Genomic DNA, 15,178 nt, shown 5'->3' on the forward strand with positions numbered 1-15,178 from the left:
TGGGCAGAGTATTATGAAAAAAAGGTTAATTTTTAAAAATTAAAATATCAAGGAGGAAAACAAGATGAAGATTATTATGGGAGCAGATCCGGCGGGATTTGAACTGAAAAACGCAATCAAAGAGGATCTGTTAAAGAGAGGATACGAGATCATGGACATTGATCCGGACGAGCCGGTGCTGTTTCAGGAGGCGGCGAAAGCAGTTGCGAGAGGTGTCCAGAGCAAAGAGTATGAGCGTGGGATTGCCATTTGTGGAACCGGAATGGGAGTAAGCATTATCTGTAATAAGCACAGAGGTGTTTATGCGGCATTATGCGAAAGTATTTATCAGGCCAGAAGGGCAAAAGTTGTCAATAACACCAATGTACTCTGCATGGGTGGATTTATCATTGGCAATGAGATGGGGCGTGAAATGGCACGCGCATGGCTGGAAGCCGAGCACATGGTAGGACTGGATCCTGAGATGGCAAGAATCGTTGAGAAAGAATTTGATGAGCTGGTCGAGTTTGAAAATGAGATGTACGGGGATGTTAGATAGTGATTTGTCTAAAATGCACAAAATGCATATGCTGAATATGTTGAAATATACAGAAAGCACAAAAGAAATGACGGAAGCGGTTGACAAACTGATTTGCTTGTCCTATAATACCAAATATAGAAACCGGTTACATTTACGGAGTGACCTGGAGGACAGCGTATGAGTAACTTGACGATTATGGATATTGCAAGAGAAGCAGGGGTTTCCAAAGCAACTGTTTCCAGAGTAATAAATAATTCAGGAGCAGTAAGCCCAAGGACAAAAGAACGGGTGTTGGAGATTATTAAAGAAAATAAGTTTTCTCCATCTGCTACTGCACGTAATCTTTCAAAAGGTACTTCATCAGCAATCGGTTTTGTTGTCCCGGAGATAGATAACCCTTTCTTTGGTGAGATACTTCGGGGTGTAACAGAAATCACAGACAAAAATAATCTGACACTGATCTGTTGTAACACAGACGATGAACGGGAGAAAGACCGCAGGGCACTGGATCTTTTCAAAGAGAACCGTGTCAGAGGAATCCTGTATACACCGGCGGTTGATTACACGGACAAGAAAGACCGGAAGAACCTGATCCGGACATTTGATGAAATCAATGTACCGGTGATCGTTATGGATCGAAATATCAATCTTCCAAATGTAGACGGAGTTTATTTCAACGATTATCAGGGTATATATGAAGCAACGAAGGCACTGATCGGGGCAGGACATACAAAGATCGGAATCATAAATGCTGATCTTGAAAAGCCTCTGGCAAGAGACAGACAGAAGGGATTTACAGAGGCCATGGAGCAGGCCGGCATTCCAATCAGAGAAGATTATATTTTTGCAGGCGATTTCCATGCAACAAAATCATACCACTTATCCAAAGAGCTTCTGGCTATGGAAGACAGACCGACGGCAGTGATTACATGTAATAACCGCACGACGTTGGGTTTTCTGAAGGCATTGTCAGAGAGAGGTGAATCAGTACCGGATGATATCGTATGTTTCGGGCTGGATCGTATTGAAACGCTGGAGCTTCTGGGAAATAACTACAATTTTATCGAACGTGATGCCATGAAGATGGGACGTGAAGCGATCAAACTTCTGATCAACAGAATGGCATTTCCGGACAGACCTAAAATGGAAGTGGTTTTGGATACGAAACTAATTATCAATAAATTATAAAAAATATATGCAAATACGGAATTATCTTATTTGCATATAATTTTTACACAAAATAGAAACCGGTTACACAATTAAATAAAACAAAAAATGCCGTAAAATAAGCACTTTTTTTGCATGAAATTGGAAACGATTACAAAACAGGAGGTATAAAGGTGAACGACAGATTTAAAGAACTGAGCACACAGTGCATGAAAGAACTGACAGAAGTATTTGAACGCATGGATGACTCAAATGTAAGAGAACTTCTGGAAGAGATTAAAAAGACACCGAGAATTTTTCTTCTGGCAGCAGGACGTGAGGGACTTGCAACAAAGTCTTTTGCAATGAGACTGATGCATCTCGGCAAAGAGTCTTTCTGGATCTGGGATGATACAACTCCATCCATAGGAGAGGGCGACCTGATGATCTGTGCATGTGGTTCCGCAAATGTAGGACATGAAAACTATGTGGCAGATATGGCAAAGAAGAATGGTGCAAAACTTGCACTGATCACACCTTCTTCTGAAGGATTTTTACTTTCCATTGCAGATATGGTAGTAAATGTTCCGGCAGCAGCTTATAAGGCAGTAGGAGATTTCGTACCATCCGAGCAGCTGATGGGAAATCTGTTTGAGCAGACATTATTTATTTTCTACGACATTCTGGTAATGATGCTTCGTGAAGAAATGGACATCAAACCGGAAGAGATGGTCGCACGCCACAGAAATGTGGAATAACTGAGAACCCTTTGGGGAAACGCGGTAAACGCGGTTTTTACAATTATAAACTTTCAATTAAAAGGAGGAAGCAACATGAAAGCAAAGAAGGTAGCAGCAGTAGCATTAACAGCAGCCATGACCGTATCAATGGCAGCATCTGTGAATGTATTCGCAGCAGACGGATATGATCCGGCAGATTTCAAATCCGACAAAGATTCATCCGAATGGACAATTGCAGTTGTAACAAAAGACAACACAGCAAACTGGTTCAAACGTATGGAAGTTGGAGTAAATGAGTTCGGCGAAGAAACCGGAATCAACGTAATCCAGAAAGGACCTGCAAATGCAGACGCAGCGTCTCAGGTTCAGGTTATTGACGATATGATCAACCAGGGTGTTGACGCTCTCTGCGTAGTTCCGATCGACCCGGGCGCAATTGAAGCATCCCTGAAAAACGCAATGGACAAAGGTATCGTTGTTGTAACACATGAAGCATCCAACCAGGTAAATACACTGTATGATACTGAAGCATTTACAGCAGAGGATTTCGGTGCAGCTCTTATGGATGCACTTGCAGCTGACATGGGCGAAGAAGGAAAATATGCTGAAATGGTTGCTTACACAACAAGTACTACACATATGGAATATGCAAATGCAGAGAAAAAACGTCAGGAAGAAGCTTATCCGAACATGGAACTGATCAATGACGGCGCTGTTCCGACATGTGAATCTGAAGAAAGTATTGATACAGCTTATGAGCGTGCAAAAGAAGTTCTTAAAGCTAACCCGGATCTGAAAGGATTCACAGGTGTTGCTTCTACTGACTGCCCAGGTATCGCAAAAGCAGTTGAAGAACTTGGTCTTGATGTAAAAGTTGTTGGTGTTGGTACTCCTAACGAATTTAAACCATATGTAGAATCTGGCACAATCTCCACAATCAAACTGTGGGATCCAAAAGATTCCGGATATATCATGTGCAAAGTTGCTTCCATGATTCTTGGCGGCGAAACAATTGAAGAAGGCGCAGATCTTGGTCTTGACGGATACAACAGCATCACAATCAGCGAAGGTGATAACAAGTGCATCATCGGACAGGCTGACCTTACAATCACAAAAGACAACATTAATGACTATGACTTCTGATTTTCAAATCAGTCAGTAACCCGTAGATAAGTAAATTTATGCATATTGTTACAGTTCAGACCGTAAATCTGGACTGTAACAATATTTTTGCAAAAAATTCAGAAAAAAACCAAAAATTCCATTAGTTTTATTCGTTTAAATAGGAAAGGAAAGGCAGGATGATAGGATGGAAAATATTCTTTCAGTAAAACAGATAAAGAAGTCATTCGGCGGAGTACATGCATTGAAAGGGGTTGACCTTACAATCAAAAAAGGCGAGACACATTGTCTGGCAGGAGAAAATGGTTGTGGTAAGTCAACAATAATCAAGGTAATCTCCGGATTTTATAAACCGGACGGAGGAAGTATCGAAGTAGACGGAAAAGCGTATCCGGTTATGACACCGGCAGAAGCAATCAAAGCAGGAATCCAGGTAATTTATCAGGATTTTTCCATCTTCCCAAACCTGACTGTTATTGAAAACCTGGCATTCAATCAGGTGCTTGCTAATAAGAAAAAATTCGTAAACAAAAAAGAATTCAGAAGAATTGCAGAAGAGGCAGTTGCCAAGATTAATTTTGATGTAGATCTGGATGCACTGGTAGAAACACTTCCGGTTGCAGACAAGCAGCTGATCGCCATTTCAAGAGCGCTTCTTGACAATGCAAAACTGATCATCATGGATGAACCGACAACAGCCCTTACCAAAAAAGAAGTAAAACGTCTGTTTGAAATCATTGCACAGCTTAAAGAAAATGGCGTAACAATTCTTTTTGTTTCTCATAAGCTGGACGAGGTATTCGAAATCTCTGACAGTATTACAATCATGAGAAACGGCGAAAATGTCATCAGTTGTCCGACTTCAGAAATGACAGAAGAGAAATTTACTTATTATATGACCGGACGTCATTTTGAGGACAAACAGGATGATACAGGTGAAAAGAAAATCGGAAAAACTGTTCTGGAGGTAGATAAATTATCTGCTCCGGGATTTGAAAATATCAGCTTTGATCTTCATGAAGGAGAAATCCTTGGAATTACCGGACAGCTGGGATCAGGACGAACAGAGCTGTCGCTGGCTCTTTCCGGAATGCTGAAACCAACAGAAGGAACCATCAAACTGGAAGGCAAAGATGTAAACTTTAAATCTGTAACTCAGGCACAGAAGATGGGTATTTCGCTTGTGCCGGAAGACAGACTGACAGAAGGCCTGTTCCTTCCACAGTCTATTGTAGACAATATCACAGTTACCAGACTGGATGATATCGCGACAGCAGGCGGAATTGTAAATAAAGAAAAAGTCCTGAAAGAATCTGCAGACTGGGTTAAAGATCTGGGTGTTGCAACAAAAGACCACACTTTCCCGGTAGCAACACTTTCCGGTGGTAACCAGCAGAAAGTTGTGCTGGCACGTGCACTTGCAACAAGTCCGAAGGTTCTGATCCTGAACGGACCGACCGTTGGTGTTGATATCGGTGCAAAATACGATATTCACAATCTGCTTAAGAAACTGGCAGCACAGGGTATGGCCGTTATCGTTGTATCCGATGATACTGCAGAAGTCATTGCCACATGTGACCGTGTTGTGATCATGCAGGGTGGATGCATTACAGGAAGACTTGAAAAATCTGAACTGACTGAGCAGAATCTTGCTGCGGCAGCAAACTAAGGAAAGGGAGTGAAATATAAATGAAAGGATTCAACTGGAAAAAAATCACCAAACAGTCCGAATTTTATGTATTTCTGATCATTGTTGTTTTATCAGTCATTATTCAGATTCGTTCCGGATTGTTCTTTGCAAATAACAATATTGTGGATATCATGAGATCCATGATCGTACCATGTATTTATGCTTTATGTGCGTTTCTCGCATTTATCAGTACAGGACCTGATGTTTCGTTCCCTCTGATCGCTGCACTGAGCAGTTACCTTGCAATTACTATTACATACAAAACAGGATATGACGGACCTTGGATCGTAGTATTTATCATTGGTATGTTCTTTGGAGCTCTGATGGGAGCTCTCAACGGATTTATCATTGTAAAATACAAATTCTCGAGCCTGATCGTAACACTTGGTACTTCATCTATTTTCAGTGGTCTTCTCCTTGGTGCATTCGAGGCAGAACGTATGGATCTTCCGGATACACTTCAGAGATTTGGAAAAGTGTCTCTGCTTACCGTAAAAAATGCAAAAACAGGGCTTGGATCTACTCTTCCGATGACGTTTCTGCTCATGGTAGTACTTTACATTATTGTATATTTCATCCTGAATTATACGATGGTTGGCCGAGGCGTATATGCTATCGGTGGTGATGAGATTTCAGCAGAAAGAGCCGGATTTGCCGTAAAGAAAATCCGTTTTGGTATTTTTGTAGTAAATGGTATGCTGGCAGCAGTAGCTGGTCTTTCCTATGCAGTTATGTCCATGAGATATCTTCCGACTGAGTATTCAGGGGCAGAAATGGATGTTATCGCTGCAATCATTCTTGGTGGTACAAGACTGAACGGTGGTGTGGGAACTCTGAAAGGATGTATCCTCGGTACCTTACTTCTTACCATGGTATCAAACAGTCTGATCCTTCTCGGAATCTCTGTTTACTGGCAGAAAGTATTTATCGGTGCGATCATTATCATTGGTACTGCAATTTCCGTAATGCAGAGCCATAATGTAAAGATCGGCAAGGCAAAAACAGGAAAGAAGGAGGCAGCATAAAATGAAAAAAGCAAAAAAGATTGATGGAAATATTTTAAGACTGCTTGCTATTTTTGTTATCATCATTGCAGTTTCCGGTATTACAAAAGGAACAAGTTTCCTGAATGTAGGCAATTTACAGTCCATGGCAAAGACACTTACCGAATATGGCCTGATGGCGGTCGGCTGTGGTATTACAATGATTTCCGGAGGTATCGACCTTTCTACTGTTTATATTGCAAACCTTTGTGGAATCGTTGCCGGTCTGACCATGAATGAGTCAGGCTCCAGCATTGTAGTTGCAATTATCGTAGCACTTATTGTTGGTGCTGCCTGCGGTATCTTCAACGGATTCCTTGTATCTGTACTGAAAATCCCGGCAATGCTTGCAACACTTGGTACTTATCAGTTATACATGGGTATCGCGATCGTAGCTTCCAAGGGAAGTACTGTAAGCGGCGTGCCGACTGTATACAGCTCTTTTGCATATATGACAGTTGCAGGAATCCCAATGCCGTTTATCGTATTCATCCTTATGATCGTTGTTATTTCCTTTATTATGGGAAAAACAAAATTCGGCAAACGTGTACATCTCGTAGGAACAAATGAAAAGGCATCTAAGTTTGCTGGTATCAATAATGTATCTGTTCTGATCCGTGCATACATGCTTTCCGGTATCGTATCAGCAGTTGCAGGTCTTCTGAGTCTTTCCAGAATCAACTCTGCAAAAGCCGATTTCGGTAGCAGCTACACAATGCAGACAATCCTTATTTCAGTACTCGGCGGAATTAATCCGGATGGTGGATTTGGTTCTATTCCGGGTGTTGCAATCGCAGTTCTGATTCTTCAGATGCTGTCTTCTTATCTGAATATGTTCCCGAGCATCAGTAACTACTATCGTGACCTGATCTGGGGAGTTGCACTGATCGCAGTTCTTATCATGAACTTCACGATCGAGAAGAGAAGAATGGCAAAATTAAGCCAGAAATAAGGCTGAGCATTCAGTTACAGAAAATGGAGGATAATATGAAGCAACCTAAGATTTTAGTTGTGGGAAGCATCAATATGGATCTCTTTGTGGAAGGTGCAAATGCAATTCCGGGATACGGAGAATCCATTCGATGCAGACATTATGGTTATGCTCCTGGCGGCAAAGGCTCCAATCAGGCCTTTGCCGTTGCTAAACAGGGAGCGGACGTTGTATTTGTAGGCTGTATCGGAGATGATGAAAACGGAAAACAGGTAAAAGCATCTCTGGATAAGGCCGGTGTAAACACAGATTATCTGGTGGTAGATCCTGAGACACAGACAGGACTGGCACTGATGCTGCTGGATGATCGGACTGGCAGATATGTATCCTATGTAGCTATGGGTGGTAATGATCGGTTAAGTCCGGATGCTGTCAGAAAAGCAATGGATGAAAATGAATTTGATATGGTAGTCATGCAGCTTGAAATGCCGCTTGAAACAGTTTACCAGACCTATGAATTGGCCAGGGAAAAAGGAATACCGGTATTTCTGGATGCAGGGCCGGCTATGAAGATTCCGCTGGAACGATTAAAAGGTCTTTTTATTTTATCGCCAAATGAAGCAGAAACAGAAGCCCTTACCGGAATCTGTATCGACAGCAATGAAAATGCGCTCAAAGCAGCAAAATGGCTGTATGATGAGGTAAGTCCTCAGTATGTCATCCTGAAGATGGGAGAAAGAGGTGCTCTGCTTTATAATGGAACAGAGGCAAAATTTATCGAGTGCTTTAAGGTAAAAGCAGTAGATTCCACAGCAGCAGGAGATACTTTCGGTGCTGCACTGGCAATCAGACTCTGCAAAGGCAGCAAGATTGAAGATGCGATTCTTTTTGCACATGCGGCAGCAGGCATCTGCGTATCAAGACTGGGTGCACAGACATCCATACCGACAGAGGAAGAAGTAGAGAACTTTCTGACAGAAAGAATCGGAGGTGTACTGTAATGAGAAAAGGTTATGTTTCACCTTCGCTGATGTGTGTGGATCTGATGAATGTGCAGAGCGATATTGAGAAACTTGAAAAAGTCGGTGTGGATTATTTTCATGTTGACATGATGGATAATCATTTTGTTCCGAATATCACATTGAGTACAGATTTTATTAAAGCATTAAAGAAGATCAGCAAAACACCGCTGGATATCCATATGATGATCGAACATCCGGAGCAGACTATCCCCGAACTGACCTGCTGTGACGAAAATGATATTATCTGTATCCACTATGAATCAACACTTCATCCGCAGAAAGTACTGGCATCCATCAGAGCGATGGGGGTTAAAGCCGGAATAGCAATCAATCCGGCGACACCGGTATGTGTACTGGAAGACATTCTTCCGGATGTGGACATGGTTCTGTGTATGACAGTAAATCCCGGATTTGCGGGACAGAAACTGATCCCGGCAACTCTGGATAAGATTACCAGAATACGTAAATTACTGAATGAAAAAGGATATTCCGAAGTACTGATTGAGGCAGATGGAAATGTAAGCTTTGAAAATGCAGTCAAAATGCATGCGGCCGGAGCAGACATATATGTTGCCGGCACATCCAGCATTTTCTCAAAGGCAGGCACACTGGAAGAAAATCTCGAAAAATTCAGAAAGATCATAGGAGAATAAAAATATGAAGGCAGAAGATTATGCAGAGTCTGCAGCACTTGTGACAGAAGAATGCACTAAAGCACTGAAAGCAATTGAGCCGGAAAAAGTTCTGGAATATCTGGAAATGCTCACAGTGGCAAGAAAGGTATTTTTTGTAGGCGTAGGCAGAGTGCTTCTGTCACTCGAGGCAATGGCAAAAAGATATGCACATCTTGGCATTGATACAGTGATCGTCGGACAGATCACCGAGCCGGCAATCACAAAAGATGATGTGCTGATCGTTGGTTCCGGAAGCGGCGAGACCATGTTTCCGGCAGGAATTGCAGGAAAAGCCAAAGCAATCGGAGCCAAAGTGATTCATATAGGAAGTAATCCAAACAGCGGACTGAAAGATGTGGCAGATTTATTTGTGCGTATTCCTGTTGAAAGCCGTGCAAAAGCACCGGATGAAATCCATTCCGAACAGCCTATGACATCACTTTTTGAACAGAGTCTTCTTCTTTTCGGAGATACGACAGCGTTGATGCTTGTGAGGGACAAACATCTGGAACTTGACAAACTTTGGGAATACCACGCAAATCTTGAATAGGAGAAAAACATGAAATTACAGATTGCATTGGATGATGTTACTTTGGAAGGTGCTTTGGAACTGGTAAAAAAGGTCAGAGATTATATTGATATTATTGAGATCGGCACACCTTTTGTATACGAATATGGAATGCAGGCTGTCCGGACTATGAAAGAGCATTTTCCGGACAAAGAGATACTGGCTGATATGAAGATCATGGATGCCGGTTATTATGAGGCAGAAGAAGCGCTGAAAGCAGGGGCGGATTATGTTACAGTACTTGGTGTAACCGATAATCTGACGATACAGGGATGCAAAGAGGCAGCAGAAAAATACGGTAAAGAAATCGTTGTTGATATGATCTGTGTGGAAAACATGGAAGAAAGAATTGCAAAACTGGAAGAGATTGGTGTCCATGGACTCGCTGTTCATACAGGCACAGATCAGCAGGCAATCGGAAGAACGCCTCTGGACGATCTGAAGGTCATGAGTGCCGCAGCCCAAAAAGCAAAGATCTCTGTTGCAGGCGGCATCCATGCAGATACAGTAAAAGATTATATCGAATATCATCCTGATGTGCTGATCGTAGGAGGCGGCATCTGCCATGCAGAGGATCCGGCAGCGGCAGCAAAAGAAATTTATATGCAGTTACAATAAAAGGAGACAGTCATGGCAGAGACTATTTTAAAGAGTATACTTCAGGAACTTACAGAAAATGAAAAAAGAGTTTCACAGGATGAAATGGAGAAATTTGCCGACGCGATCCTGAAAGCTGACAGAATTTTTGTTGCAGGTGCAGGACGTTCCGGATTTGTGGCACGTGCTTTTGCCAACAGATTGATGCATATGGGTCTGACTGTATTTTTTGTCGGAGAACCGACGACACCGGCGATTAAGGCAGGCGATCTTCTTGTTGTCGGCTCCGGAAGCGGAGAGACAGGAAGCCTTGTGGTAATGGCACAGAAGGCAAAGAAGATTGGGGCATCTGTTATTACAGTTACCATACATCCGGAAGCTTCGATCGGAAAACTTTCCGAGGCGTGGATCTGCATTCCGGGTGCAACCCCAAAGAGTAATCTGGAAGATACGGTGAAGTCTGTACAGCCTATGGGAAATGCTTTTGAGCAGATGACCTGGCTTGTATACGATGCCGTGATCATGATCCTGATGAAAAAAACAGGAAGAACAGAAGAAGAAATGTTTAAATTGCATGCGAATCTTGAATAAAAACGGGCAGGAAAGATATGAAAGCAATCATTTTTGACATGGATGGTGTCCTGATAAATACAGAACCACTGCATTTTAAGTGCTGGAAAGTTCTTATGGAAGAAGATGGAATAAATCTGACGTATGATATTTATAAGCCATGCATCGGTTCGACAAGAGAATATCTGATACAGTTGCTTGAAGAAAGATTTGGAAAATTAAAAAGAGATCCGGATGAACTTCTGAAAAAAATGCAGCAGAAGAAAAAAGAAATTGTTGAGCGTGATGGTTTTCCTTTTCTTTCAGGGGTGAAAGAAGCTGTAAGTAAACTTAAAGAGGCAGGGTATCTTCTGGCTGTTGCATCTTCCTCTCCCACAGATGTAATAGAAGAAACTCTGAATGTACTGGATGTACGTGATTGTTTCCAGAGCATAACAAGCGGCAGAGAAGTTGCCGAGCCAAAACCGGCACCAGATGTATTTCTGCGTGCAATGGAAAAACTGGGGGTAAGCCCACAGGAATGCCTGATCATTGAAGATTCTACAAATGGCGGAAAGGCAGCAAAAGCCGCCGGAGCAAAATGTGTATGGTATCATAATCCGGACTCCGGTGATCAGAATATTCCATATGCAGAGCTGGAGATTGGTGAATGGAATGTAGAAAATGTCAATAAGCTCATTCAGATTATGAAAGAAAACTAATGGTGCTATGGATACCGGCGGAAGATGAAAATCTATCCACCGGTATTTTTGAGCTGTAAAACTTTTTAATATGAAAGTTTTCTGCGTATATCTATTGTATTTTTATGTATATTCGTGTAAAATGAAAGCAATTTAGCTTTGTAAAGTATGAACGCGTGATACACCTGAAGAAATATAAGTATCACGGTCGAATAGTGCGAGATGGAGGAAGAGAGAAAATGGCAGATCATGAAATGATGAATCTGGAAGAGATGGGCAGCCTGCGGGACAGCATGGAACTGCTTGGGGAAGAACTGATGAATGGTCACCGGATCAACCCGAATCTGTATGTAGAATATGATGTCAAAAGAGGTCTCCGTGACTCAGCAGGTAAAGGTGTCCTGACAGGACTTACCGAGATTTCCGATGTTACAGGATATGATCTGGTAAATGGGCGTAAGATTCCGGCACACGGCAGACTTTATTATCAGGGATATAATGTAAACGATATCGTAGATGGACTGAAAGGCCGCAAATTCGGCTTCGAAGAAACAATCTATCTTTTATTATTCGGAAGACTTCCTTCTGAAAAAGATATGCAGATGTTCAAAAACGTTATGGAAAACTTCGAGACACTTTCAGGACGTTTTGTTCGAGATGTTGTTATGAAAGCATCCAACAGTGATATCATGAATGCAATGCAGAGATGTATTCTGACATTGTATACCTACGATTCAAAAGCAGAAGATATTTCCGCAGAGAATGTTCTTCGCCAGAGTATTGAGATGATTGCGAAGCTTCCGCTCATTGCGGTATATTCCTATCATTCCTACAGACATTTCCGTAAAGATGAGACGCTGTTTATCCGTAATCCTCAGAGGGGACTGTCCCTCGCGGAAAACATCCTTCTGATGCTCCGTCCGGATGGCAAATACACTGAACTGGAAGCGAAGGTTCTGGATATTGCACTCATTCTTCATGCAGAGCATGGTGGTGGTAACAACTCTACATTTACTACGCATGTAGTTACTTCATCCGGCACCGATACGTATTCTTCTATTGCAGCATCCATCGGTTCTCTGAAGGGACCTCGTCATGGTGGTGCAAACCTGAAAGTGCAGAATATGTTCGAGGACATCAAGGCAAACGTAAAAGACTGGTCCGATGAGAAAGAAGTGGAAAATTATCTCCGTAAGATCCTTGATAAAGAGGCATTTGACCATACCGGTCTGATCTATGGTATGGGACATGCAGTTTATACACTTTCCGATCCACGTGAAGTGATCCTCAAGAGATTTGCCAGAGAACTTGCTCAGGAAAAGGGCATGATGAAAGAATTTGCATTGTATGAACTGGTAGAACGTCTGGGTGGAAGACTTGTTATGGAGCAGCGCAGACTTTTCAAAAATGTCTGTGCAAACGTAGACTTTTACAGCGGTTTCGTATATACTATGCTTGGAATCCCAAAAGAGCTGTTTACTCCGATTTTCGCCATTGCGCGTATTCCTGGATGGAGTGCACATCGTCTTGAAGAAATCCTTAATGCAAGCAAGATCATCCGTCCTGCATACAAATACGTAGGACATCATGCAGGCTTTGTTCCGTATGAAGAAAGAACACCGGAAGAAGGCTGTGAGGAAGTTTTAAGAGATCTGGAAAAAGGAGCAGCAACAGAAGCAGCAGGAGAAACGGGAGAAAATACTGAGAAAGAGGCGCCTGAAGCTGCAAAAGAGCGCTCTGAGGAGAAGGAATAAATGAAACAGGTAATTTTAACAGGGGATCGTCCTACAGGAAGACTTCATGTAGGACATTACGTAGGATCACTGAAGGAACGTGTGAAACTTCAGAACTCCGGTGATTACGATGAAGTTTATATTATGATCGCAGATGCACAGGCATTGACAGACAATGCAGAGCATCCGGAAAAAGTACGTCAGAATATCATTCAGGTTGCACTGGATTATCTGGCATGCGGAATCGATCCGGCGAAATCTACGATTTTTATCCAGTCCATGGTACCGGAACTGACAGAGCTTACATTTTATTATATGAATCTTGTTACAGTGGCACGTGTACAGCGTAACCCTACCGTAAAATCCGAGATTCAGATGAGAAATTTTGAAGCCAGCATTCCTGTTGGATTTTTCTGTTACCCGATCAGCCAGGCAGCAGACATCACCGCTTTCCGTGCAACACATGTACCGGTTGGCGAGGATCAGATGCCGATGATCGAGCAGTGCAAAGAAATTGTACACAAATTCAATACTGTTTACGGTGAGACACTGACCGATCCGAAGATCGTGCTTCCGTCCAATAAAGCATGCTTACGTCTGCCTGGTATCGACGGCAAAGCTAAAATGAGTAAATCTCTCGGCAACTGTATCTACCTTTCTGATGAAGAAGCCGATGTTAAGAAAAAGATTATGTCCATGTTTACCGATCCGAACCATCTTCGTGTGCAGGATCCGGGACGTGTGGAAGGCAACCCGGTATTTATTTATCTGGAAGCATTCTGCAGGGACGAATATTTCCCGGAATTCCTTCCGGAATATCAGAACCTGGAAGAACTCGAGGATCATTACCGCAGAGGCGGTCTTGGTGATGTAAAAGTCAAGAAATTCCTGAATAATGTTATGCAGGCAGAGCTTTCACCGATCCGTGCAAGACGTAAAGAATGGGAACAGCGTATCCCGGATGTACTCGATATCCTCAGAGAGGGAAGCAAGGTCGCACAAGCAAAAGCCGCTGAGACACTGAATGATGTTAAGGCATCCATGCGTATCAACTATTTTGACAGTGATCAGTCTGACATGTACCAGAAATAAAATTTCACAACGATAAATGAAATAAATGCTATAGAAAGCAACTGTTTTGGACAACCATCTGAAACAGTTGCTTTTTTTGCTTTGAAACATAAAAAAAATGTTGTTTTGTGTGGATTTTATTTTTGAAAAATGTTGTTTCATGCTGAGTTTGAGGAAAATTACCTTGACTTTATATTAACAAAATAGTACAATTTAGTATAAGGCATTATAGCGAAAGTGAGGAGCTGTCAATGGCAAGTGAACATAGCGATAAGATCAGAATCGTACAGGAGACGGTAGCAGGTAAGGAAATTACCTTTGCGCATGTAATGGGCGGGCCGGCTCCAATCATATATCAGAAACTCGGACTGAATCCGCAGGTGGATTATGGTTCATCTGCAATTGGGATCATGAATATGACACCGTCAGAATCTGCGGTCATTGCATCCGATATTGCAGTAAAGAGCGGTAACGTTTATCTTGGATTTGCAGACCGTTTTACAGGAACTATGATTATTACGGGAGAGATTTCCGATGTCATGTCTGCGATGACAGAAGTTGTGGAGTATTTCCGTGATACGCTGGGATATGTAGTCTGTGACATCACGAAGAGATAGGAAGTACAGCATGGAAGAACGTATAACGAGAGAGGAACTTCTCGAGAGACTGTTTCATGACGATTATGAAAATCTTAAAGGAAAGAAACTTCGACTGACACGGGTACGGGTTCCGGGTAAATCCCTTGATTTTGCACATGTATTCACCCCATCGGATGGTTCTGTTTATGAGAATCTTGCGCTTCATATCGGAGTACATGAAGGTGAAGACCACAGAGGAGAAACTATCGGGATCATGCGTGTGACACCGTGGGAGGCCATTGTGGTTGCGACGGATGTGGCGGTAAAGGCTGCACATGTTGAAGTTGGATTTATGGATCGTTTCAGCGGAGCGCTGATCATAACAGGCGGGTTCTCTCAGGTAATGACAGCAGTCGAAGAAGTTGTGAGATTTTTCCGCGACGAACTACATTTTGATGTCTGTAAAATCCACAGAAGCTGAAACAGGACAGGA

17 protein-coding genes are annotated in these 15,178 nt (G+C 42.4%); all 17 read left to right on the forward strand.

Annotated elements, in window-relative coordinates; all coding sequences use genetic code 11:
- Window positions 1-64 precede the first annotated feature (64 nt).
- The 17 genes from DWW86_RS06640 (at window position 65) to DWW86_RS06720 (ending at window position 15,166) form a co-directional block, all read left to right on the forward strand.
- Window positions 65-538, forward strand: a complete 474-nt coding sequence (locus tag DWW86_RS06640; protein ID WP_117942633.1) for an RpiB/LacA/LacB family sugar-phosphate isomerase — start codon at window positions 65-67, stop codon at window positions 536-538.
- Between the two features lie 159 nt (window positions 539-697).
- Entirely contained in the window at window positions 698-1,708 is a 1,011-nt protein-coding gene (locus DWW86_RS06645; protein WP_117942634.1) for a LacI family DNA-binding transcriptional regulator, read from the forward strand.
- Between the two features lie 152 nt (window positions 1,709-1,860).
- Window positions 1,861-2,424: a 6-phospho-3-hexuloisomerase gene (gene hxlB, locus DWW86_RS06650; protein ID WP_286187661.1), complete on the forward strand. Its 564-nt coding sequence runs from the start codon at window positions 1,861-1,863 to the stop codon at window positions 2,422-2,424.
- A gap of 75 nt (window positions 2,425-2,499) precedes the next feature.
- Window positions 2,500-3,549 carry a substrate-binding domain-containing protein gene (locus DWW86_RS06655; protein ID WP_117942635.1) on the forward strand — a complete coding sequence of 350 codons (1,050 nt, stop codon included), beginning with the start codon at window positions 2,500-2,502 and terminating at the stop codon, window positions 3,547-3,549.
- Window positions 3,550-3,715: 166 nt separating this feature from the next.
- Window positions 3,716-5,197, forward strand: a complete 1,482-nt coding sequence (locus DWW86_RS06660) for a sugar ABC transporter ATP-binding protein (protein ID WP_117942636.1) — start codon at window positions 3,716-3,718, stop codon at window positions 5,195-5,197.
- 20 nt (window positions 5,198-5,217) lie between these two features.
- Complete coding sequence (locus DWW86_RS06665) at window positions 5,218-6,243, forward strand: ABC transporter permease (protein ID WP_117942637.1); 1,026 nt, start codon at window positions 5,218-5,220, stop codon at window positions 6,241-6,243.
- Window position 6,244: 1 nt separating this feature from the next.
- On the forward strand, window positions 6,245-7,213 hold the full coding sequence (locus DWW86_RS06670; protein WP_072521881.1) for an ABC transporter permease: 969 nt from the start codon (window positions 6,245-6,247) through the stop codon (window positions 7,211-7,213).
- A 35-nt stretch (window positions 7,214-7,248) separates the two neighbouring features.
- The gene (locus DWW86_RS06675) at window positions 7,249-8,193 is read left to right on the forward strand and encodes a ribokinase (RefSeq protein ID WP_117942638.1); all 945 of its coding nucleotides are present in this window, start codon (window positions 7,249-7,251) and stop codon (window positions 8,191-8,193) included.
- Window positions 8,193-8,867, forward strand: coding sequence for a ribulose-phosphate 3-epimerase (gene rpe / locus DWW86_RS06680; protein WP_015542100.1), 675 nt, complete (start codon window positions 8,193-8,195; stop codon window positions 8,865-8,867). The genes DWW86_RS06675 and rpe overlap by 1 nt, the downstream gene beginning before the upstream one ends.
- Before the next feature lie 4 nt (window positions 8,868-8,871).
- Window positions 8,872-9,438 (forward strand): 6-phospho-3-hexuloisomerase, encoded by a 567-nt coding sequence (gene hxlB / locus DWW86_RS06685; RefSeq protein ID WP_117942639.1) that lies wholly within the window; start codon window positions 8,872-8,874, stop codon window positions 9,436-9,438.
- A gap of 9 nt (window positions 9,439-9,447) precedes the next feature.
- Complete coding sequence (gene hxlA / locus DWW86_RS06690) at window positions 9,448-10,074, forward strand: 3-hexulose-6-phosphate synthase (RefSeq protein ID WP_072521878.1); 627 nt, start codon at window positions 9,448-9,450, stop codon at window positions 10,072-10,074.
- 12 nt (window positions 10,075-10,086) lie between these two features.
- Complete coding sequence (hxlB, locus tag DWW86_RS06695) at window positions 10,087-10,644, forward strand: 6-phospho-3-hexuloisomerase (protein ID WP_117942640.1); 558 nt, start codon at window positions 10,087-10,089, stop codon at window positions 10,642-10,644.
- A gap of 17 nt (window positions 10,645-10,661) precedes the next feature.
- Entirely contained in the window at window positions 10,662-11,324 is a 663-nt protein-coding gene (locus tag DWW86_RS06700; RefSeq protein WP_117942641.1) for an HAD family hydrolase, read from the forward strand.
- A 218-nt stretch (window positions 11,325-11,542) separates the two neighbouring features.
- A complete protein-coding gene (locus DWW86_RS06705) occupies window positions 11,543-13,057 on the forward strand; it encodes a citrate/2-methylcitrate synthase (RefSeq protein ID WP_117942642.1) in 1,515 nt (504 codons plus the stop codon).
- Window positions 13,058-14,128, forward strand: a complete 1,071-nt coding sequence (gene trpS, locus DWW86_RS06710; protein WP_117942643.1) for a tryptophan--tRNA ligase — start codon at window positions 13,058-13,060, stop codon at window positions 14,126-14,128.
- Between the two features lie 230 nt (window positions 14,129-14,358).
- Entirely contained in the window at window positions 14,359-14,724 is a 366-nt protein-coding gene (locus DWW86_RS06715; RefSeq protein ID WP_072521873.1) for a BMC domain-containing protein, read from the forward strand.
- 10 nt (window positions 14,725-14,734) lie between these two features.
- The gene (locus DWW86_RS06720; protein ID WP_117942644.1) at window positions 14,735-15,166 is read left to right on the forward strand and encodes a BMC domain-containing protein; all 432 of its coding nucleotides are present in this window, start codon (window positions 14,735-14,737) and stop codon (window positions 15,164-15,166) included.
- The last annotated feature ends 12 nt before the right edge of the window (window positions 15,167-15,178 follow it).

This window comes from Ruminococcus sp. AF17-22AC, assembly GCF_003460065.1.
Classification (GTDB): domain Bacteria; phylum Bacillota; class Clostridia; order Lachnospirales; family Lachnospiraceae; genus Blautia_A.